Here is a 20,922-nt window from a genome sequence, read left to right on the forward strand (position 1 = left end):
CACCATAATCGGAAAGACGGCCCCTTTGCAACAGTCTCTTTGACCCTTTTTGTGAGGCTTATCGACCTTCCCGCCGCCACGCCATCAGCAGGGCGCCGAGCGCCAGGGCGAGCACGGCGCCGATCGGCAGCAGTGGCACGTCGGACACGCCCGTGACGACGAAGTCGCCGTTGGCGCGCAGGCCGATCCAGCCGTCTCCCGTCTGGGCGCGGTCGGGGCGGGTGCGGCGGACGTCGATGCCGGGGCGGGCGCCGCTTTCGGTGTCGGAGATCCAGTGGATGCCGCCGCCCGTGTCCTTGGCGACCGGGGCCAGCTTGTCGCCGGTGGAGCGGACGTCGGCCAGTTCCGGCGGGTTCACGGCGCCGACGACGGCCAGCGCCGTGCGGTCGCCGTCGCTGACGCGGTAGATGCCGGGCTCGGCCGCGACCACCGTGGCGACGGCGCGGCCGGTCTTGTCGTCGGTCATCTCCAGCGTGCGGGTCTCGTCCGACGGGGTGGTCAGGGTGACGCTGCGCGGGTCGGGCTCCAGCGAGCGGCGCTCCACCGTGATCTTGTTGCCGTCCACGCGGGCGCGGAGGTCGTTTTCCTCCAGCTCCGGCTCTTTCATCAGCCAGTGGGCCAGGCGGCGCAGCAGTTCGGCCTGCGGTCCGCCGCCCTCGAAGCCGCGGCTCCACAGCCACATCTGGTCGGACGCGAGCTGCGCCACGCGGCCCTTGCCGACGCGGTCCAGGATCAGCAGGGGCCGGTTGTCAGCGCCGTTCATGACGACGGAACCGTTGTTCGGCGTGACGTCGACCTGGTGGAACCACCGGCCCCAGGACGGGTCGCCGTTGGGGTTGTCGCCGGGAAGGCCGGCGGTCACGGGGTGGCGGCGGCCGACCTCGGTCACCGTGGGCTTGAAGGGGCGGTCGATGGTCTGCCCGGTCGGCTCCGCCGGCATCACTTGGCCGAGTGGCGTGCGGAACAGCGACAGCGGCGTGGAATAGCCCTGGCCGGACGCCTCCAGCAGGGCGCCGCCCTTCTGCACGTATTCGGCAATGTTCTCCAGATACATCTGCGGCAGCACGCCGCGCCGCCGGTAGCGGTCGAAGATGATCAGGTCGAACTCGTCCAGCTTGATCTCGAACAGTTCGCGGATCGGGAAGGCGATCAGCGACAGCTCGCGGATCGGCGTGCCGTCCTGCTTTTCCGGCGGGCGCAGGATGGTGAAGTGGACGAGGTCGACCGACGGGTCGGCCTTCAGCAGGTTGCGCCACGTCCGTTCCCCGGCGTGCGGCTCGCCGGAGACGAGCAGGACGCGCAGCCGGTCGCGCACGCCGTTCACCACCACCGCCGTGCGGTTGTTGGCGAGCGTCAGTTCCTGCTTGGCGGCCTCCACCTCCATCTCCAGCACGTTCTGGCCGCCGTGGGTGACGGGGAAGTCCATGTGGAAGTCGCGGCCCACCGGCACGCGGATGGTGCGCGGGGCGCCGCCGTCCTGGCGCAGGGTCACCGCCGCGTCCTGCGACTGGCGGCCCGGCATGTCGTCGATGCGGATGGTCAGCTCCACCGGCTTGCCGACCAGGCCGTAGGTCGGCGCCTGCACGATGGCGAGCCGCCGGTCGCCCTCGTCCCGGTTGCCGGTCAACAGCGTGTGGATCGGGCCGATCTCCGCCAGCTTGGCGACGTTCTCCGGGATGTCGTGGACCTGCCCGTCGGTGATCAGCACGGCCCCGGCCATGCGTCGGCGCGGCACGTCGGCCATGGCGCGGTTCAGGGCATCGAACAGGTGCGTCTCGTTGATCGCCGCAGCGCCGGACGCGCCGTCGCCCGCGCGCACCACGCGGACCTCCAGGTCGTCGAAGGCCTTCAGCCGCTCGGTCAGGTTTTGCAGCTCGCTCTCGGCGCGGGCCTTGCGGTCGCCGATGTTCTGGCTGGGCGAGGTGTCGAGCACCACGACGGCCACGTCCTTGATCGGCTCCCGGTTCTCGTGGACCAGCGACGGGTTGATGAGCGCCAGGGCCAGCACGACCACCGCCAGGGCGCGCAGCCACGCGCCACGGGCGCGCCGGAACACCGCCAGCAGCACCACGGCGACCGCCACCACGAACAGCGGCGCCAGCACCGCCCAGGGCAGCAGCGGGGCCAGCGCGATGGTGGTTCCGTCGAGAAGGTTCACTGGCCGAGCCTTTCAAGGATGGCGGGCACATGCACCTGGTCGGCCTTGTAGTTGCCGGTCAGGGCGTACATGACGAGGTTTACGCCGAAGCGGAAGGCCATCTCCCGCTGCCGCTCGCCGCCGGGGACGACGGCGTACATCGGCTGGCCGTTGCGGTTCACCGCCCAGGCGGCGGCCCAGTCGTTGCCGCCGATCAGGATGGGCGACACGCCGTCGTTGGTGCGGCCCTCGCGCGCCTCGATCCACAGCTCCCCGCCGTTGTAGCGACCGGGGAAGTCGTTCAGCAGGTAGAAGGACTTGGTCAGCACATGGTCGGGCGGCACCGGCGTCAGCGGCGGGACGTCCAGCCCGGCCACGATCATCTGGAGCGACGCGTTGCCGCCGAGCGCGCCGGCCGACTGGTCCCGCGTGTCGAACAGGATGGTGCCGCCGGTGCGCAGATACTCGTTGATGCGGGCGCGGGCTTGGTCGGACAGGCCACGCTGGCCGGGGGACACCGGCCAGTAGAGCAGGGGGAAGAAGGCCAACTCGTCCGTTTCCGGATCGACGCCCACCGCTCCGGCGGTCTCCACCGCCGTGCGCCGGTTCAGCACGTCCACCAGCCCTTCCAGCCCGGCGCGGGAGGTGTCGTCCAACGTGCCGTCGCCGGTGCGGACGTAGGCGAGGTAGGTCTCCGCCGTCACCTTGGTCGCCTGCATGTCGTCGGCAGCCTCCGCCGGCTTCATGGGGGCCGAGGCGAGGGCGAGAAGCAGTGCGGCGGCCGTGGCGGCGCCCGCGCGCTTGCGCGTCGTCCAGCGGCCGAGCAGGCCGCGGAGCGCCAGCGCGATCAGCAGGTCGACCATGGCCAGCGCCAGGGCGATGCCGAGCAGGCTTGGCTTCAGCGGCACCTCGCCGCGCTCCCCATAGCCGGCGCGGGCGATGCCGTTGGGAAGCGCGCCCAGCGGTTCGATCTTCGTCAGGCCGGCGGTCAGGTTCAGCGCGCGGCGCGCGTCGTCGGTGCCGTAAAAGCCAGGCGGGTGGCGCGGGCCGATCACGTCGGCCCCGGCGTCGCCGGCGATCGGGAAGGCGGTGGCGGGCGGTGGCACCAGCCGGCCGTAGCCGTCCAGCACCTCCAGCGGCTCCAGCGTGCCGCCGTGCGCGCCGCCGGCGACTCCGCCGCTGAGCGTGACGAGGCGGCGCAGCATGTTCACGAACAGGCCGGACATGGGCAGGTTGGACCAGTCGGGGCTGGCGGTGGTGTGGACGAGCACGATGTAGCCGTCTCCGCGCTTTTCCGACGTGACCAGCGGCGTGCCGTCCTGCAGCCGCGCCCAGGTGCGGTCGGCGAGGTCCAGCGCCGGCTCCGCCAGCACCTGGCGGGAGACGGTAACGTCCTCGGGGATGGTCAGCCCGACGAAGGGGCTCTTGCCGTCGAAGGGCTGGAGCTTCGCCGGCTCCGACCAGGACAGCGCGCCGCCCAGCGCGCGGTCGCCGGCGCGCAGCCGGACGGGGACGAGTCCGTCGGGGTTCTGCGCCAGCCGAGGGCCGGCGAAGCGCAGCAGGACGCCACCCTTCTTGATCCAGTCCTCGATGGCCTGCGCCTCGTGCCCGGTGAGCGCGCCGATGTCGGACAGCACGAGCACGGCGAGGTCGCGCTTCAGCAGCTCGGTCGGTTCACCCTTGCGCACCTCGTTGTAGGGGGCGAGCGCCCGTTCCAGATAGTGCAGGTCGGACAGCAGCGGCTGGTTCTCGCCGTCCGGCCGTCCGGACGCAAGCCCGACCGGACGCCGGCGCCAGCGCTCGTCCAGCAGGACTGTGGCCCCGGCGGTCGTGTCGCTCTCCACGCGGAGGCTGGCCGCGTCGTTGCGCAGCTCGGTCGGAACATCCAGCCGCACGTCGCGGGTGAGCTGACCGGGCTCGAAGGCGACGCTCTGGCGGGTCAGCAGGCGCCCGTCGGCGCCGGACAGGCGCACGGTCACCGGCTCCGGCCGGCTGGCGTCGGCGCGCACCACGCGGGCCGTCAGGCCGGTGCCCTCCGGCGAAGGGGGCAGCAGCAGGTGCGGCGGCTTGCCGGCGCTGTCATCCAGCACCTCGACGGAACCCATGCGCTGAAGGGTTTCGGCGAGCGCGCGGGCGGACTTGTCGCCGATGCCGTCGCTCAGCCAGACCGTGTGCGCGGCCCCCTTGGCGGCCAGCCCGCGCACGACCTCCAGCGCCGCGGTGCGGTCGGTCGGCCAGGGCAGCGGTTCCAGCGCCTGGATCAGGCGGCGCGCCTCGGTCGCGGGCAGGGGCGGGGAGGCCTGGATCTTCTCGCCGCTGGCGGGCGCGGCGGTGGCCAGAACAATGATTTGGCGGTTCTGCCGGCTGGCTTGGCCGACCAGCTCCTCCATGGCGCGGCGGCGGTTCGGCCAGTCGCGCCCCGAGGCCCAGCCGTTGTCCACCACCAGAAGCAATGGCCCGCCGCCGGGCAGGGCGGCCCGCGGGTTCAGCAACGGCCCGGCGAGCGCCAGGATGACCAGCGCCGCCACGGCCAGCCGCAGAATCAGCAGCCACAGCGGCGTGCGGGCGGGAGTCTCCTCCCGCGCGCTCAGGTCGCGCAGCAGCCGGATGGCCGGGAAGCGCACCACCCGCGGGGCGGGCGGCGTCACCCGCAGCAGCCACCACAGGACCGGCAGAACGGCCAGTGCGGCAAGCACCCACGGGGCGGCGAAGGCGATCGGTCCCAAACCCAGCATCGGCGTCTACGGTGTTTGTGAAAGGTGATGGGAGAGAGGACTTGCGGCCCCCTCCCTAACCCTCCCCCGCTTCGCGGGAGAGGGAATTTTGGGCGGAGCGGCGGCAGTCCCCTCCACCTCGAAGAGGGGGAGGGTTCGGGAGGGGGCATCGCGCTCCCGCACCTACACCGCCTCCCGCGCCAAGGCGCCCCACAGGCCCAGCAATGCGGACTGCGGCGGGCGGTCGGTGCGGTGTACGGCGAAGGTCCAGCCGGCGGCGCGGGCTAGTGCAGCAAGGCCGTCCTGTTGGGCGCGCAGGCGTTCCAGGTAGGTCTGGCGGATCGCCTCGACGCGCGGGACGAGCAGTTCCTCCTCGCCCTCGAAGCCTTCGAACTCGACCCGGCCGTCATAGGGCAGGGTTTCCTCGGCGGGATCCAGGACCTGGAGCATGTGGCCCCGCACGCCGCGCCCGGTCAGGGCGGACACGCACGCGTGGATCTCCGGCAGCGGCGACAGCAGGTCGCCGACCAGCACGACCTGGGCGTGGCGGGGCAGCGGTTCCGGCTTCGGCAGGCCGTCCGGGTCATGAGCGGTCCGCGGGTCGGTCATCAGGCCGGCCATGCGGTTCAGCGCGAACTTGCCGTGGTCCGGCCGGACGCCGGAGTTCAGCAGGCCGACCCGCTCGCCGCCGCGCACCAGAAGCACGGCGGTGGCGAGGGTCAGCAGGTCGGCGCGGTCGCGCTTGGTCGGCAGCTCCTTGTCGGAGCGGTAGTCCATGGAGGGGGAGCGGTCGCGCCACAGCCAGACGGTCTGGGCGGCCTCCCACTCGTTCTCGCGGACGAAGACGGGCTGCGTCTTGCCGGACTGCCGCCAGTCGATCATCTGCGGGGAGTCGCCGGGCTGGTAGCGGCGGAACTGCCAGAAGGTCTCCCCCAGCCCCACGCGCCGCCGGCCGTGCACGCCTTGGGCGACGGTGGCGGCCACGCGCTCCGCCGCGACCAGCAGGGGCGGCAGCGTGGCGGCCAGCCCCTCTGCCCGCTGCTGCGCGCGGAGCGTGTTGGCGCCGAGGGTGGGGGCGGCCATCAGTGGCTCCTCATGCCGGGCGTCCTCATGCCGTCCTTCGTCATGACAGGGGAGCGCAGAGGCGGTTGATGACGTCGTCCAGCGTGATGCCGTCCGCCCGCGCGGCGAAGTTCAGCGCCATGCGGTGGCGCAACACCGGCTTGGCGAGCGACACCACGTCGTCCAGCGACGGCGACAGGCGGCCGTCCAGCACCGCGCGGGCGCGGGCGGCCAGCATCAGCGCCTGGCTGGCGCGCGGGCCGGGGCCCCAGGCAACGTGGCGCTGCACCTCCGGCACGTCGGTGGTTTCTGGACGGCCGCGGCGGACGAGGTCGAGGATGCCCTCCACCACGCCTTCGCCGACCGGCACGCGGCGGACCAGCCGCTGGGCGACCTGGAGGTCGGCGGGGCTGAGCACCGTCACCGCCTTCTCGTCGAGCGCGCCGGTGGTGGCGATCATCATCCGCCGTTCCGCGTCGCGGTCCGGATAGACCACGTCGATCTGCATCAGGAAGCGGTCGAGCTGGGCTTCCGGCAGCGGGTAGGTGCCTTCCTGCTCCAGCGGGTTCTGCGTGGCGAGCACGTGGAACGGTTCGGGCAGGGGGTGGTACTGGCCGGCGACCGACACGCGGTGCTCCTGCATCGCCTGGAGGAGGGCGGACTGCGTGCGCGGGCTGGCGCGGTTGATCTCGTCCGCCATCAGCAGCTGGCTGAACACCGGGCCGGGAAGGAAGCGGAAGGAGCGGCGGCCGTGCTCGTTCTCCTCCAGCACCTCGGACCCCAGGATGTCAGCCGGCATCAGGTCGGGCGTGCATTGGATGCGCTTCTCGGCAAGGCCAAGCACGGTGCCCAGCGTCTCCACGAGGCGGGTCTTGGCAAGGCCCGGCACGCCGATCAGCAGGACGTGGCCGCCAGCCAGCAGGGTAATCAGCGTCAGGTCGATGACGTCCTGCTGGCCGAAGATGATGCGGCCGATGCGGTCGCGCACATGCGCCAGCCGTCCGCCGAGCGCTTCGATCTCCGCCATCAGCTGGTGCGGGTTCTCGGACACGGGAATCGGCGCATGGTTGGCGGCGTCGGTGGCGCTCACGTCTCTGCTCCCATTTTATTCCGGAGAACCGGACCTATGTGACGAGTATGGCGAAATTAGGTTGCGCGGCGAAATCCAGAGGCCGATCCCTTCGGCCTCCACCATGGACAGGCATTCGATGAAGGTCGGTAACGACAGCGCGATTGACAAGCGCGCGGATGAACAGAAGAGCGGAAAGCTTCCCATCACCCCGAAGGACCAGTCATTCGACATCCGCATCGCGCGGGACGGGACGTGGTTCCACGAGGGCGACCCGATCCGGCGGATCGAGCTGACGAAGCTGTTCGCCACCGTTCTGCGGCGGGATGACGCGGGAGACTTTTGGCTTGTCACACCTGTTGAGCGCGGGCGCATAGTTGTGGACGACGCGCCCTTCGTCGCGGCGGAAATGTCCATAAGAGATGAAGGGGGACAGCAGGTCCTGTCGTTTCGTACAAATTTAGACGAATGGGTGGAGGCGGGGCCGGATCATCCGATCAGGGTCGTCCATCATCCTGAAAGTGGGGAGCCCGCTCCCTACATTGCGATAAGAAGCGGACTGGAAGCGCGGATTTCGCGTTCGGTCTACTACGAAATGGTGGACCGCGCCGTCGTCAGCGGCCAGGATGATGGCGAGGCCGAGGTGGGGGTATGGAGCAATCAAGTCTTCTTCACGCTGGGCAAGCTGCCTGGCGATTGACGTTGGACGACCTGCGCAGGCGCTTTCCGGGCGACCCTGCGCCAAGCGGTTCGGCGGCCGTCCTGCGCCAAGCGAAGGTGCGCGGCGACCACGATCTGAATCCCGGCTACGGCCCTTTGCCCGACAGCAAGCTGCGGGCGGCGGCGGTGCTCGTGCCGCTGGTCGACCGGCCCGAAGGCGTGACGCTCATCTTCACCCAGCGCACGGCGCACCTGACGGCCCACGCCGGCCAGATCAGCTTCCCCGGCGGCCGCATGGAGCATTTCGACGCGACGCCGGAGGACACCGCGTTGCGCGAGACGGAGGAGGAGATCGGGCTCGGCCGCGACCGCATCGAGATCATCGGGCGGCTGGACACCTACGTGACGCGCACCGGTTTCCGCGTGACTCCGGTGGTCGGGCTGGTGCAGCCGCCCTTCCAACTGACCCCCGACCCGACCGAGGTCGCGGAGGTGTTCGAGGTGCCGCTGGACTTCATCCTCGACCCGTCCAACCCACAGCGCCACAGCCGGGAGTTCCAGGGAGCGCAACGGCACTTCTATGTGTTTCCCTACCAGCAACGCTTCATCTGGGGGGCGACCGCGGGCATGCTGGTGAACCTGCGCGACGTCCTGCGCGACGACACGCTGGGGGAGGAGCCGTCCGCTGGCGGGGTTGGCGAAGCGTTGGCGGGCGATGACGCCGTGACCGGAGAGACCTGACAGGCGGTGAGCGGTGCTGCGCATGTTCCTGACGGTCGTGGTGCCGCTGGTGCTGCCGACGGCCGGATACATCCTCTACATCGTCGTGATCGAACGCCGCCGCGCCCGCGCGGAGGAAACGCACACCCGCGCGCCCTGGTGGGTGACGGCGCCCTGGCCCTGGCTCCTGCTGGCCGGGGCCGGGCTGATGGGCCTGACGCTGGGCGTCATCGCCGTCACCAGCGGCGCGCCGCCGCACAGCGCCTACACCCCCGCCCACCTGGAGAACGGCCGGGTGGTGGAGGGCAGCCAGGGTGGGGCGGTCGGGGGCGGGCCTGTCGGGAACGCGCCCGCTGGAAAATAGCCGTGCGGCGGGCTAGCTTCCGGCCATGACCGTCGTCGCCCGCCTCGCCCCGCAGCCCTGGATGACCGCCCCCGAGACGCGCGCCGTGTTCGCCGCGCTGGACGCCGGGGGTGCGGACGCGCGCTTCGTCGGCGGCTGCGTGCGCGACGCGTGGCTCGGCCGCAAGGTCAAGGACATCGACATCGCCACCCACGCCCCGCCGCAGCGGGTGATCGAACTGCTGAAGGCCGCCGGCATCCTGGCCATTCCCACGGGCATCGAACACGGCACCATCACCGCGGTGGTCGGCAAGGCGCATTACGAGATCACCACCCTGCGCCGCGACGTGGAGACCGACGGCCGGCACGCCCGCGTCGAGTTCACCGACGATTGGCGGGAGGACGCCGCCCGGCGCGACCTGACCATGAATGCGCTGAGCTGCACGGCGGAGGGGTGCATCCACGACCCGTTCGGCGGGCTGGCGGACATGGCCGCGGGACGGGTGCGCTTCGTCGGCGACCCGCGCCAGCGCATCGAGGAGGACGTGCTTCGCCTGCTGCGCTTCTTCCGCTTCCACGCCCATTACGGCCGCGGCGCGCCGGATGCGGACGCGCTGGCCGCCTGCACGGAGATGGCGCCGCGCCTTCCGACCCTGTCCGGAGAGCGGGTGCGGGGCGAGCTGTCCCGCCTGCTGGCAGCGCCCGACCCGGCGTCGGCGTGGCGGCTGATGATCGACCACGGGATCATGGACCATCTGCTGCCGGAGGCGACGGAAACCACACGGCTGGATTGTCTCGTCCGGCTGGAGCATGACCTGGGCGAGCCGCCCGAGGCGGTCCGCCGCTTCGCCGCCGTGCTGGCGACCGACCACGCGGGCGCGCTCCGGGTGTCGGAGGCGCTGCGCCTGTCCAACGCCGACCGCGACCGTCTCGCCGCCCTGGTCGAGCCGCCCATGCCCGTCTCGCCGGCCGACGGCCGGGTCAAGCGCCGGCAGGCGCTCTACCGGATCGGCGGTGCGGAGTTGTACCGGGACCTCGTGCTGCTGGCGGCCGTGGATACGCCCGGCCCGATGGCGCTGGACGCGGTCAAGGACGCCCTCGCTACGGCCGAGGACTTGCCGTCCCTGAAGCTCCCCATCGCCGGCCGCGACCTGCTGGCCCTGGGCATGGAGCGCGGCCCTACCCTGGGCAAGCTGCTGAAGGAGGTGGAAGCCTGGTGGATCGCCGAGGACTTCCGGCCAGGGCGGGAGGAGTGTCTGGCGGAGGCCACGCGTAGGTTGAGTGAAGCGTAAGCGAAACCCAACACCGGCCCGTCAGGGCCATTTCACCTCGGGCGGCATGCTCATCAGGATGGCTTCGGTGTTGCCGCCGGTCTTCAGGCCGAAGGTCGTTCCGCGGTCGTACAGAAGGTTGAACTCCACGTAGCGCCCGCGGCGGATCAACTGGTGGTCGCGCTGTTCGGGCGTCCAGGGCTCGTTCATGCGGCGGCGGACCAGCGCCGGGTAGACCTCCAGGAAGGCCAGCCCAACGTCGCGGGTGAAGGCGAAGTCGGCCTCCCAGTCGCCCGAATCGAGGTTGTCGAAGAAGATGCCACCGACGCCGCGCGCCTCGCCCCGGTGCGGCAGGAAGAAGTAGCGGTCGCACCACTCCTTGTAGCGCGCGTAATAGGCCGGGTCGTGCCGGTCGCAGGCCGCGCGCAGCGCGGTGTGGAAGTCGGCGGTTTCCCGCTCGTCCGGGATCATCGGGGTCAGGTCGGCGCCGCCGCCGAACCAGCCGATGCTGGTCACGATGTGCCGCGTGTTCATGTGCGTGGCCGGCACCAGGGGGGAACGCATGTGGGCAACCAGGCTGATGCCGGACGCCCAGAACCGCCCGTCGCCGGCCGCGCCGGGGATGTTGTTGCGGAATTCCGGGCTGAAGGTGCCGTGCACGGTGGAGACGTTGACGCCCACCTTCTCGAACACACGTCCTTTCATCACCGACATGACGCCGCCACCGCCTTCACCGCCGCCATGATCCGGGCGGTTCCAGGGCTTGCGCTCGAACCGGCCGGGGGGCAGGTCGGCGTGGGTGCCGGTCAGCTCGTCCTCGATCCGCTCGAATTCGGCGCAGATGCGGTCGCGCAGCTCGGTGAACCACGCGGTCGCGCGGGCCATCTGGTCCTCGGTGGGCACCGTGTGCGGAGCGGGGGCGGTCATCGAAGCTGTCTCCAACCTTCATCGAGCAAGTGAGGCGGTCTGTCGCAGGGCCTCACCCAACACCATGGCCGCGCTGAGCGCAACGTTCAGCGAGCGTGCGGGCGGCTTCAATGGTATGACGAGGCGGGCGTCCGCCGCGTCGTGGACCTCGTCCGGCACGCCGGCGCTCTCGCGCCCGACCATGATGCGGTCGTCCGGGGCGAAGGCAAAGTCGGTGTAGGGTATGGCGCCGCGCGTGGTCAGCAGGACCAGCCGGCCCTCGTGGGCGCCGGATTGGTATGAGGCCCAGGAGTTGTGCCGTGTCCAGTCGAGTTGGTCGATGTAGTCCATGCCGGCGCGCCGCAGCTTGCGGTCGTCCAGGAGGAACCCGCAGGGCTCGATGAGGTCGAGGGAAACGCCCAGCCCAGCCGCGAGTCGCATCAACGTACCCGTGTTCTGCGGGATGTCGGGTTCAAAGAGGACGAGACGCATGGCGAAGCCTTTTGAGATTCAGGGTATTCTAATATTGCGCCAGGGGGCGCGACAAGTTGTCCAACGACTAAGCCTTTTCAAGGCTATGCCGCGACTGTATACCGCACCCCATGCAACCGGGGCCACCCACCCCGGCAGACGTGGCGCGCCTACGCTCACCCAACGGGCGGACACGCCCGTTCAGTCGTGCTAATGATTGTTTGACGTCTCAACGGGCGCTTCGGCGCGCCGGGTATGCCTTGAGGAGAAACACGCTTATGGCTCAGACCACGCATCCGCCCGGGACGGGTGCCCATGCGGCCCCCGGCGGCGAGGGGACTTCCCGCCGTGACTTCCTCTACCTCGCCACCGGAGCCGTGGGTGCCGTTGGTGCCGCCGCCGCCGTCTGGCCGTTCATCGACAGCATGAACCCGGCGGCCGACACCCTGGCGCTCGCCTCGATCGACGTGGATTTGGCCCCGGTCGCCGAAGGTCAGGCGATCACCGTGACCTGGCGCGGCAAGCCGGTCTTCGTGCGCCACCGCAACGCCAAGGAAATCGACGAGGCCAAGAAGGTCAACCTGGGCGAGCTGCGTGACCCGGTTGCCGACGACGCCCGTGTGAAGAAGCCGGAATGGCTGATCGTCATCGGCATCTGCACGCACCTCGGCTGCGTGCCGCTGGGACAGAAGCCGACCGACCCGCGCGGCGACTACGACGGCTGGTTCTGCCCCTGCCACGGCTCGCACTACGACACCGCTGGGCGCATCCGCAAGGGTCCGGCCCCGGCCAACCTCGTCGTTCCGCAGTACGCTTTCACGAGCGATACCGCGATCCGGCTCGGCTAAGCGGCCCTAAAGGTTCGGGAGACCCCAAGATGGCTCAGGCTCACGCCCCGCAGTTCAAGAACCCCGTCGTGAAGTGGATCGACAGCCGCCTGCCGATCTTCACGATGCTGGATCATGAGTACAACCAGTACCCGATGCCCCGGAACGTCAACTACCTGTGGGCGTTCGGTGCGATTGCCGGCATCATGCTGGTGGTCATGATCGCGACCGGCCTCGTGCTGGCCATGCAGTACGCCGCCAACACGCACATCGCCTTCGACTCGGTCGAGCGCATCATGCGCGACGTCAACTACGGCTGGCTGCTGCGCTACGTCCACGCCAACGGCGCGTCGATGTTCTTCATCGCCGTCTACATCCACATGTTCCGCGGCCTCTACTACGGCTCCTACAAGGCCCCGCGCGAAATCCTGTGGATCCTCGGCGTCCTCATCCTGCTGGCGATGATGGCCACGGCCTTCATGGGCTACGTGCTGCCGTGGGGCCAGATGAGCTTCTGGGGCGCCACCGTCATCACGAACCTCTTCTCGGCCTTCCCGATCGTCGGCGACCCGATCGTCACCTGGCTGTGGGGCGGCTTCTCGGTCGACAACCCGACGCTGAACCGCTTCTTCGCGCTGCACTTCCTGCTGCCGTTCGTGCTGTTCGCGCTGGTCATCCTGCACACCGCCGCGCTGCACGTCTCCGGCTCCAACAACCCGCTGGGCATCGACCCGAAGGGCCCGCAGGACACCGTGCCGTTCAACCCGTACGTCACGGTCAAGGACGGCTTCGCGGTCGTCGTCTTCCTGATCGTCTACGCGGCCTTCGTGTTCTTCGCGCCGAACTACCTCGGCCACCCGGACAACTACATCCCGGCGAACCCGCTGGTCACCCCGGCGCACATCGTTCCGGAATGGTACTTCCTGCCCTTCTACGCGATCCTGCGCGCGATCCCGGACAAGCTGGGCGGCGTTCTGGCCATGTTCGGCGCCATCGCCGTGCTGGTGATCCTGCCGTGGCTCGACACCTCCAAGGTCCGCAGCTGCAAGTTCCGTCCGATCTACCGCCAGTTCTTCTGGATCCTGGCCGTCGACGCCCTGGTGCTCGGCTACGCCGGCGCCATGCCGGCCGAAGGCGTCTGGCTGATGATCGCCCGCATCGGCACCGCCTACTACTTCTTCCACTTCCTGGTTCTGCTGCCGCTGCTGGGCAAGCTGGAGCGCCCGCTGCCGCTGCCGGCCAGCATCTGCGAACCCGTTCTGAAGGGCGGCGGCCGCGTTGCCGCCGGCGCCCACGCCAAGCCGATGGAGAAGGCCTAATGCGCGCTCTGAAGTCTGCCATTCTCTCCGCGGCTCTCGCCCTGGGCCTGGCCGGCGCGGCGCAGGCCTCGGAAGGGGTGCACATCCCCGAGCAGAGCTGGCCGCACAGCGGCGTCTTCGGCACCATCGACAAGGCGTCGGCGCAGCGCGGCTTCCAGATCTACAAGGAAGTTTGCTCGGCCTGCCACTCCATGCGGCTGGTCCCGATCCGCACGCTGGCCGGCATCGGCTTCAAGGACGACGAGCTGAAGGCGCTGGCCGCCGGCTATGAGGTCCAGGCCGGCCCGAACGACGCGGGCGAGATGTTCATGCGTCCGGGCACCCCGGCCGACCGCTTCCCGTCGCCGTTCCCCAACGACAACGCCGCGCGTGCCGCCAACAACGGCGCCCTGCCGCCGGACCTGTCGCTGATCGCCAAGGCCCGCAAGGGCGGCGAGGACTACCTCTACGCCTTCCTGACGGGCTTCGAGGACACCCCACCGGAAGGCGTGACCTTGATGCCGGGCATGAACTACAACAAGGTCTTCCCGGGCCATCAGGTGGGCATGCCCAACATCCTGCAGCCGGACGGCGTCTCCTACGCCGACGGCACCAAGGCCACGGTCGACCAGGAAGCCAAGGACGTCGCCACCTTCCTGACCTTCGTGGCGGAGCCGCACCTTGATGCGCGCAAGCAGATGGGCGTGAAGGTGATCATGTTCCTGATCGTGCTGGCCGGCTTGATGTACGCCACCAAGCGCAAGCTCTGGAGCACGGTGCACTGACCCCGTGGTTCGGTGAGTGATTTTCGACTGGACAGGGCGCCCCCGGGCGCCCTGTTCTTTTGTGGGCAGCCTTTTTGGGGGAGGCGGATATGGTGGACAAGCTGATCGACGAGATCGTCGATTTCTGGTTCGACGAGGCGATGAAGCCCTATTGGTTCAAGCCGTCGGCCAGTTTCGACCGCGCGGTGAGCGACACGCTGCTGCCCCATCACGAGGCCGCGGCCGCGGGCAAGCTCGACCATTGGATGGACGACGTGGACGGTTGCCTGGCGCTCTGCGTCCTGCTGGACCAGGTGCCGCGCAACGCCTTCCGCGGTTCGCCGCGCGCTTTCGCCACCGACGCCAAGGCGCTGGCGGTGGCGCGCCACGCCGTAGAGAACGGCTTCGACCTGGAGTGCAACGGGGACGAGCGGACCTTCCTCTACCTGCCCTTCGAGCACCAGGAGGACCCGGACTGCCAGCGCCTGTCCTGCACCCTGTTCCGCGAGCGCATCGGTGAGGCGGAGGTGGTCGATTACGCCGAACGGCACCGCGCGATCATCGAACGGTTCGGGCGCTTTCCGCACCGCAACGCGACTCTCGGCCGCGACAGCACGGCGGAGGAGACGGAGTTCCTGAAGGAGCCGGGCTCGGCTTTCTGAACGCCGCCCCGAATGCGCTCGTCCAACACGGCGCGCTCCGCTATGGTCCGGTCCGCAGGGCAGCCTCGGAGGAACGGTTCATGGGTGTGGTGGAGCGGATCTGGGTGGCCTTCGCGGCGCTGAACGGTGCGATCGCGGTTGGGGCGGGCGCTTACGCCAGCCATGGCCTCGCCGGCGACCCGCGCGCCCAGGACCTGTTCCGACTCGCCGGCCAGTACCAGATGTGGCACGCTCTTGCCCTGGTCGGGCTGGTCGTCCTGGCACGCCGTGCCGGCGGGCCCGCCCGTCTTGCGCTTCGGGCGGCCGGCTGGCTGTTCGTCACGGGAATCCTGTTGTTCAGCGGAACGCTCTACGCGCTGGCCCTCTCCGGACCGCTTGCCATCGCCATGACGGCGCCGCTCGGCGGCACCGCCTTCATGCTGGGGTGGGTCGTGGTGGCGCTGGCGGCGCTCGTGTTCGGCGGCCGCTTCTTCGAGGACCGCTGACGGAGCATCAGGATGCGGGCGCGGATTCTTCGGCGGTCGATTCCGTTGGGGCGTCCGGCTCCGCCGCGGCGGCCTCGTCCTGGTTGCGGGCTGACGGGGCGCAGTACAGGCCGTGCAGAGTCGCCATGACGGTCTGGGCCTCGTGCCCGTTCAACGAATAATAGATGTTCTGAGCGGATCGCCGGGTGCGCACCAGCTTGTCGCGGCGCAGCCGGGCGAGATGCTGCGACAACGCCGACTGGCTGAGATCGACCAGATCCTCCAACTCGCCCACCGACTTCTCCCCCTCCGCCAAGTAGCAGAGGATGAGCAGCCGACGCTCGTTGCTCATGGCCTTCAGCAGCGTGCTGGCGCGGCGCGCGTTGCTTAGAAGATCGACCGTGTTCATAAAGCTACCGTCGCTGTCGGAGTCCAGGCCTGCGTTCAACCGGATTGCCCATGGTTATCCCATGCGCGAATGCGCATCGGCGTCCGTCAGCGCTTGTTCGATGCGCCCAACGGCCGGCCTGAATCATTCGTGTTCAATCATATTGAACGGTGGGCGGCGCTGTCTACCCGTGGATGTCCCGTAGGCGCAACTCTGTTCCCGGCGCGCGGAATGTTCTATCGGCCCGGGTTGCGGCTGTTTTCGCGGCGGGCCGCGCGCCTTGCCGATTGAGCCCGTCGCGATGCCGCCTTAGAATCGTTGGAAAGACAGCCGGTGCCGAGTCCAAGGAAACGTCGCGGCCGGCCATGGCAAGGAGACAGTGATCGATGACCGACCAGGGCGGTTCCCACCAACTGGATGCCAAGGGTCTTCAGTGCCCGCTGCCGGTGCTCCGCGCGCGCAAGGCGCTCAAGTCCGTTCCGGCGGGCGGAACCCTTACCGTCGAGGCCACCGACCCGAGCGCGCCCAAGGATTTCGCGGCCTTCTGCGAAGCGACGGGAAATCGCCTTGTCGCCAGCACGGAGGAGGGCGGGGTCTATCGCTTCGTAATCGAGCGAGCCGCCTGATCTGTCGATCCCGCCGGGCGCGCAGAGGTGGTGCTCCGCGTCCAAGGGGGGATGTGACGATAAGCCCCGGAATCAGCCTGTACTTTCATTAGCGAAGCAGGAACAATAGAGGCGGGAAATGCCTCGAACACGAACGAAAAAGACAGAAAAAGCATGTTCACCACCCTGTTCACCCACGCCGCCTGCCTGGAACACGACACAGGGCTGGGCCATCCGGAGTGCGCCGACCGCCTGCGCGCCGTGCTGGCCGCGCTCGAAACCGAAGAATTCTATATGCTCGACCGGCAGGACGCGCCGCGCGCCACCATCGAGCAGATCGCCCGCGCGCACCCGAAGGAGCATGTGGAGCGCGTCCTGGCCATGGTGCCGGAGCACGACCACGCGGGCGTCGACGCCGACACGGTCCTGTCGCCCGGATCGGGGGAGGCCGCGCTGCGCGCTGCGGGCGCCGTGGTCGCCGCGGTGGACGTGGTGGCCACCGGCCACTCCCGCAACGCCTTCTGCGCCGTCCGGCCGCCGGGGCACCACGCCGAATACGAGAAGGCGATGGGCTTCTGCCTGTTCAACAACGTCGCGGTCGGCGCCTACCACGCCCGCGCGGCGCACGGGCTGCAACGGGTGGCCGTCGTCGACTTCGACGTCCACCACGGCAACGGCACGCAGGACATCTTCCAGCGCGACCCGGATATGCTCTACTGCTCGACCCACCAGTCGCCGCTCTACCCAGGCACCGGCGACGCGGCGGAGCAGGGGGAGTACGGCAACTGCGTCAACGCCCCGCTGCCGGCGATGGCCGGCTCGCCGGAATTCCGGCACGCGATGACGCACATCATCCTGCCGGCCATCGACCATTTTAAACCCGACCTGCTGATGATTTCGGCCGGATTCGACGCCCATTCGCGCGATCCGCTGGCCAGCCTGCACCTGACCGACGACGACTTCACCTGGGCGACGCGCAAGCTGGGCGACATGGCGCGCACCCATTGCGGGGCCCGAATCGTGTCGGTGTTGGAAGGCGGATACAATCTCCGTGCGCTGGCGTCGGCCTGCGCGGCCCATGTGCGCGAACTGATGTATTGTTGAAAACGGCGTGCTCTTGGCATTTCCATCCGGCTAGGCCCGTCTTGGCGCGTTCTACGCCCGCGGCGGGCCTTGCGCATTTGGGGAACGGGTCATAACTTCGGGTTTCGGCCCTCCGCGGGACCCCTTTCGGATTGATCATGGCTGACCACGCAAACATTCCCCCCGACATCGCAGCCCTCAGCTTCGAGGACGCGCTCGCCGAGTTGGAACGCATCGTGCGGCAGCTCGAGGAAGGGCGCGGCAAGCTGGACGACGCGATCTCCTCCTACGAGCGCGGCACGGCGCTGAAGCGCCATTGCGAAGCGAAGCTGCGGGAAGCGCAGGCGAAAATCGACCGCATCACCGTCGCCGCCGACGGCTCCCTCGCCACCGAACCCGCCAGGATCGACTGACGTGCAGACCGACTTGAAAACCGCCATGGCCACCATGGCCGAGGATGTGGAACGGGCCATTTCCCACCTGATTCCCACCACCGACCTTCCCGAATCGCGGGTTCTGGAGGCGATGCGCTACGGCTGCCTGAACGGCGGCAAGCGGCTGCGTCCCTTCCTGGTCTGCCAGTCGGCGGCGCTGTTCGGGGTCAACCCGGATTGCGCGCTGCGCGTCGCCGCGGCGGTGGAGTTCGTGCATTCCTACTCGCTGGTCCACGACGACCTGCCGGCCATGGACAATTCCGACCTGCGCCGCGGCCGCCCGACAGCCCACCGCCAGTTCGACGAAGCGACGGCGATCCTGGCCGGCGACGGGCTCCTGACCTACGCCTTCGAGGTGCTGGCCGACCCGGCGACGCACGAGGATCCGAACGTGCGCTGCCAACTCGTCGCCGCGCTCGCCAAGGCCGCGGGGCCGCACGGCATGGTCGGCGGGCAGATGCTCGACCTGATTGCCGAGCATGAGACCTTCGACCTTGGCACGACCACGCGCCTGCAGCGGATGAAGACCGGCGACATGATTGCCTTCTCCTGCGAGGCCGGCGGCATCCTGGGCAAGGCCCCACCGCCGCAGCGGCAGGCGCTGCGCGCCTACGCGCACGACCTCGGGCTGGCCTTCCAGATCGTCGACGACCTGCTGGACGTCGAAGGGACGGAGGCCGAGACCGGCAAGTCCGTCGGCCGCGACGCGGAAGCTGGCAAGGCGACCTTCGTGTCGATCCTCGGGCGCGACCGCGCCCGCGCCCAGGCCGCCATGCTGGCGGCCCAAGCCGTGGCACACCTGGAGATCTTCGAGGGGCGTGCCGATATTCTGAAGGCGGTCGCCGACTTCGTCGTCGCGCGCCGGTCCTGAACGGAGGACGTGCAGAACGTGACCCCGACCACCAAGACGCCGCTACTCGACCTCGTCCACACCCCCGCAGACCTGCGCGCCCTCCAGCCCGAGCAGCTTCGCCAGTTCGCCGACGAACTGCGCACGGAAACCATCAGCGCGGTTTCGGTGACCGGCGGGCATCTGGGGGCCGGGCTCGGCGTCGTGGAACTGACCGTGGCGCTCCACTACGTGTTCAACACGCCCGACGATCGCCTGATCTGGGACGTTGGGCACCAGTGCTACCCGCACAAGATCGTCACCGGGCGCCGTGACCGCATCCGCACCCTGCGCATGGGCGAGGGGCTGTCGGGCTTCACGAAGCGGTCGGAAAGCGAATACGACCCGTTCGGCGCCGGCCACAGCTCCACCTCCATCTCGGCGGGGCTGGGCATGGCGGTGGCCCGCGACCAGCTTGGCCGCAAGAACCACGTCGTCGCCGTGATCGGCGATGGTGCGATGAGCGCCGGCATGGCCTACGAGGCCATGAACAACGCGGGTTCGGCGAACAGCAAGCTGATCGTCATCCTGAACGACAACGACATGTCCATCGCGCCGCCGGTCGGCGCGATGAGCGCCTACCTGTCGCGCCTGATCTCGTCGAAGCCGTATCTGTCGCTCCGCCATCTGGCGAAGGACATCGCCGAACAGCTGCCGCGCCCCCTGCGCACGGCCGCGCGCCGGGCGGAGGAATACGCCCGCGGCATGGTGACGGGCGGCACGCTGTTCGAGGAGATGGGCTTCTACTACATCGGCCCGATCGACGGCCACAACCTGGACCACCTGCTGCCGGTGCTGCAGAACGTGCGCGACGCGGAGGACGACAAGCCGGTCCTCATCCACGTCGTCACCAAGAAGGGCAAGGGCTACGGCCCGGCGGAGGCCTCTGCCGACAAGCTGCACGCCGTCGCCAAGTTCGACGTTATCACCGGCACCCAGTCCAAGCCGAAGTCCAACGCCCCCAGCTACACCCGCGTCTTCGCCAACGCCCTGATCAAGGAGGCGGAAGTCGACCCGGCGGTGCTGGCCATCACCGCCGCGATGCCGTCGGGCACCGGGCTGGACCTGTTCGGCCAGCGCTTCCCCAGCCGCTGCTTTGATGTCGGCATCGCCGAGCAGCACGCGGTCACCTTCGCCGCCGGCTTGGCGGCGGAGGGCTTCAAGCCGTTCTGCGCCATCTACTCCACCTTCCTGCAGCGCGCCTACGACCAAGTGGTGCACGACGTGGTGTTGCAGCACCTGCCGGTGCGCTTCGCGCTCGACCGCGCCGGGCTGGTCGGGGCGGACGGGGCGACGCACGCCGGCGCGTTCGACGTGGCCTACCTCGGCTGCCTGCCGGACATCGTGATGATGGCGGCGGCGGATGAGTTGGAGCTGATGCACATGGTGGCGACGGCCGCGACCATCGAGGACCGCGCTTCGGCGCTGCGCTACCCGCGTGGTGAGGGCGTTGGGCTCGAACTGCCGGAGCGCGGCACGGTGCTGCCGATCGGCAAGGGGCGGGTGATTCAGGAAGGCAGCAAGGTCGCCATCCTGAGCTACGGGACTCGTCTGGCCGAGGCGATGAAGGCGGCTGCCGAGCTGGGCGCGCGGGGGCTGTCGACGACGGTGGCCGACGCGCGCTTCGCCAAGCCGCTGGACGAGGATTTGGTGCGCCGGCTGGCGCTGGAGCATGAGGTGCTGATCACCATCGAGGAGGGCTCGGTCGGCGGGTTCGGCAGCTTCGTGCTGCAATTCCTGGCGACCAAGGGGTTGCTCGACAACGGGCTGAAGATCCGCCCGATGGTGCTGCCGGACCGCTTCCAGGACCACGACAGCCCGGCCAAGCAGTACGAAGAGGCCGGCCTCAACGCCCGCCACATCGTCGCCACCGTGCTTCAGGCGTTGGGCATCGAGGCCGCCGCCGTTCGGGCCTGAAGGCGGCCATCCAGCAGAGGTTCGGCAGAGGGCATGAAGCGGGCGTCCGTCACCCGAGCGGTGGCGGGCGCCCGCACCCTGTACAAAGGGCCTACCCCCATTTGTATAGTGCACGGCAGGGTTCTTTCACTGGTGCGGCCGTATCCTCTGTCTTACAATTCGAAAACAATAGAAAATTAACGAATTTCGCGGGGTCTGGTGTTGCGTAAGATGCCTCAGGTGTTCGCTGCGGGCGCGGG

At 69.3% G+C, this 20,922-nt stretch carries 21 protein-coding genes; 14 read left to right on the forward strand and 7 right to left on the reverse strand.

Annotated features, from left to right (window positions below):
- Window positions 1-58 precede the first annotated feature (58 nt).
- From M2351_RS37335 to M2351_RS37350, 4 genes are all read right to left on the reverse strand, one after another.
- Window positions 59-2,158: a hypothetical protein gene (locus tag M2351_RS37335; RefSeq protein ID WP_264661035.1), complete on the reverse strand. Its 2,100-nt coding sequence runs from the start codon at window positions 2,156-2,158 to the stop codon at window positions 59-61.
- A complete protein-coding gene (locus M2351_RS37340; RefSeq protein ID WP_264661036.1) occupies window positions 2,155-4,872 on the reverse strand; it encodes a DUF4159 domain-containing protein in 2,718 nt (905 codons plus the stop codon). The genes M2351_RS37335 and M2351_RS37340 overlap by 4 nt, the downstream gene beginning before the upstream one ends.
- A gap of 162 nt (window positions 4,873-5,034) precedes the next feature.
- On the reverse strand, window positions 5,035-5,934 hold the full coding sequence (locus tag M2351_RS37345; protein ID WP_264661037.1) for a DUF58 domain-containing protein: 900 nt from the start codon (window positions 5,932-5,934) through the stop codon (window positions 5,035-5,037).
- Window positions 5,935-5,974: 40 nt separating this feature from the next.
- Entirely contained in the window at window positions 5,975-7,003 is a 1,029-nt protein-coding gene (locus tag M2351_RS37350; protein ID WP_406567489.1) for an AAA family ATPase, read from the reverse strand.
- A gap of 118 nt (window positions 7,004-7,121) precedes the next feature.
- On the opposite strand from M2351_RS37350, the gene M2351_RS37355 reads away from it, so the two are divergent.
- From M2351_RS37355 to M2351_RS37370, 4 genes are read left to right on the forward strand one after another with little or no spacing between them, the layout of a single operon-like run.
- Complete coding sequence (locus M2351_RS37355) at window positions 7,122-7,682, forward strand: DUF1285 domain-containing protein (RefSeq protein ID WP_264661038.1); 561 nt, start codon at window positions 7,122-7,124, stop codon at window positions 7,680-7,682.
- Window positions 7,679-8,383 carry a CoA pyrophosphatase gene (locus tag M2351_RS37360; RefSeq protein ID WP_264661039.1) on the forward strand — a complete coding sequence of 235 codons (705 nt, stop codon included), beginning with the start codon at window positions 7,679-7,681 and terminating at the stop codon, window positions 8,381-8,383. The genes M2351_RS37355 and M2351_RS37360 overlap by 4 nt, the downstream gene beginning before the upstream one ends.
- A gap of 22 nt (window positions 8,384-8,405) precedes the next feature.
- Entirely contained in the window at window positions 8,406-8,726 is a 321-nt protein-coding gene (locus tag M2351_RS37365) for a DUF6111 family protein (RefSeq protein WP_264662414.1), read from the forward strand.
- 25 nt (window positions 8,727-8,751) lie between these two features.
- Window positions 8,752-9,996 carry a CCA tRNA nucleotidyltransferase gene (locus M2351_RS37370; RefSeq protein WP_264661040.1) on the forward strand — a complete coding sequence of 415 codons (1,245 nt, stop codon included), beginning with the start codon at window positions 8,752-8,754 and terminating at the stop codon, window positions 9,994-9,996.
- A 21-nt stretch (window positions 9,997-10,017) separates the two neighbouring features.
- Here the strand turns inward: M2351_RS37370 and hemF are convergent, their stop codons facing one another.
- Entirely contained in the window at window positions 10,018-10,902 is an 885-nt protein-coding gene (gene hemF / locus M2351_RS37375) for an oxygen-dependent coproporphyrinogen oxidase (protein WP_264661041.1), read from the reverse strand.
- An 18-nt stretch (window positions 10,903-10,920) separates the two neighbouring features.
- On the reverse strand, window positions 10,921-11,373 hold the full coding sequence (locus tag M2351_RS37380; RefSeq protein ID WP_264661042.1) for a tRNA (cytidine(34)-2'-O)-methyltransferase: 453 nt from the start codon (window positions 11,371-11,373) through the stop codon (window positions 10,921-10,923).
- Window positions 11,374-11,630: 257 nt separating this feature from the next.
- On the opposite strand from M2351_RS37380, the gene petA reads away from it, so the two are divergent.
- The 5 genes from petA to M2351_RS37405 all read left to right on the forward strand — a co-directional run bounded on the left by petA (window position 11,631) and on the right by M2351_RS37405 (window position 15,388).
- Window positions 11,631-12,200 (forward strand): ubiquinol-cytochrome c reductase iron-sulfur subunit, encoded by a 570-nt coding sequence (gene petA / locus M2351_RS37385; protein WP_264661043.1) that lies wholly within the window; start codon window positions 11,631-11,633, stop codon window positions 12,198-12,200.
- A 29-nt stretch (window positions 12,201-12,229) separates the two neighbouring features.
- On the forward strand, window positions 12,230-13,498 hold the full coding sequence (locus tag M2351_RS37390; RefSeq protein WP_264661044.1) for a cytochrome b: 1,269 nt from the start codon (window positions 12,230-12,232) through the stop codon (window positions 13,496-13,498).
- Window positions 13,498-14,262, forward strand: a complete 765-nt coding sequence (locus tag M2351_RS37395; protein WP_264661045.1) for a cytochrome c1 — start codon at window positions 13,498-13,500, stop codon at window positions 14,260-14,262. The genes M2351_RS37390 and M2351_RS37395 overlap by 1 nt, the downstream gene beginning before the upstream one ends.
- A gap of 89 nt (window positions 14,263-14,351) precedes the next feature.
- The gene (locus M2351_RS37400; RefSeq protein WP_264661046.1) at window positions 14,352-14,903 is read left to right on the forward strand and encodes a DUF924 family protein; all 552 of its coding nucleotides are present in this window, start codon (window positions 14,352-14,354) and stop codon (window positions 14,901-14,903) included.
- A gap of 80 nt (window positions 14,904-14,983) precedes the next feature.
- The gene (locus tag M2351_RS37405; protein ID WP_264661047.1) at window positions 14,984-15,388 is read left to right on the forward strand and encodes a DUF423 domain-containing protein; all 405 of its coding nucleotides are present in this window, start codon (window positions 14,984-14,986) and stop codon (window positions 15,386-15,388) included.
- 7 nt (window positions 15,389-15,395) lie between these two features.
- On the opposite strand, the gene M2351_RS37410 is transcribed toward M2351_RS37405, so the two are convergent.
- Window positions 15,396-15,776 carry an ArsR/SmtB family transcription factor gene (locus M2351_RS37410; RefSeq protein ID WP_264661048.1) on the reverse strand — a complete coding sequence of 127 codons (381 nt, stop codon included), beginning with the start codon at window positions 15,774-15,776 and terminating at the stop codon, window positions 15,396-15,398.
- Window positions 15,777-16,141: 365 nt separating this feature from the next.
- On the opposite strand from M2351_RS37410, the gene M2351_RS37415 reads away from it, so the two are divergent.
- The 5 genes from M2351_RS37415 to dxs all read left to right on the forward strand — a co-directional run bounded on the left by M2351_RS37415 (window position 16,142) and on the right by dxs (window position 20,683).
- The gene (locus M2351_RS37415) at window positions 16,142-16,381 is read left to right on the forward strand and encodes a sulfurtransferase TusA family protein (RefSeq protein ID WP_264661049.1); all 240 of its coding nucleotides are present in this window, start codon (window positions 16,142-16,144) and stop codon (window positions 16,379-16,381) included.
- Window positions 16,382-16,534: 153 nt separating this feature from the next.
- A complete protein-coding gene (locus tag M2351_RS37420; RefSeq protein ID WP_264661050.1) occupies window positions 16,535-17,464 on the forward strand; it encodes a histone deacetylase family protein in 930 nt (309 codons plus the stop codon).
- Between the two features lie 137 nt (window positions 17,465-17,601).
- Entirely contained in the window at window positions 17,602-17,856 is a 255-nt protein-coding gene (locus M2351_RS37425) for an exodeoxyribonuclease VII small subunit (RefSeq protein WP_264661051.1), read from the forward strand.
- 25 nt (window positions 17,857-17,881) lie between these two features.
- Window positions 17,882-18,748: a polyprenyl synthetase family protein gene (locus tag M2351_RS37430; RefSeq protein WP_264662415.1), complete on the forward strand. Its 867-nt coding sequence runs from the start codon at window positions 17,882-17,884 to the stop codon at window positions 18,746-18,748.
- Window positions 18,749-18,766: 18 nt separating this feature from the next.
- On the forward strand, window positions 18,767-20,683 hold the full coding sequence (gene dxs, locus M2351_RS37435) for a 1-deoxy-D-xylulose-5-phosphate synthase (RefSeq protein WP_264661052.1): 1,917 nt from the start codon (window positions 18,767-18,769) through the stop codon (window positions 20,681-20,683).
- Window positions 20,684-20,922 lie beyond the last annotated feature (239 nt).

The organism is Azospirillum canadense (assembly GCF_025961225.1).
In the GTDB taxonomy this organism is placed as follows: domain Bacteria; phylum Pseudomonadota; class Alphaproteobacteria; order Azospirillales; family Azospirillaceae; genus Azospirillum; species Azospirillum canadense.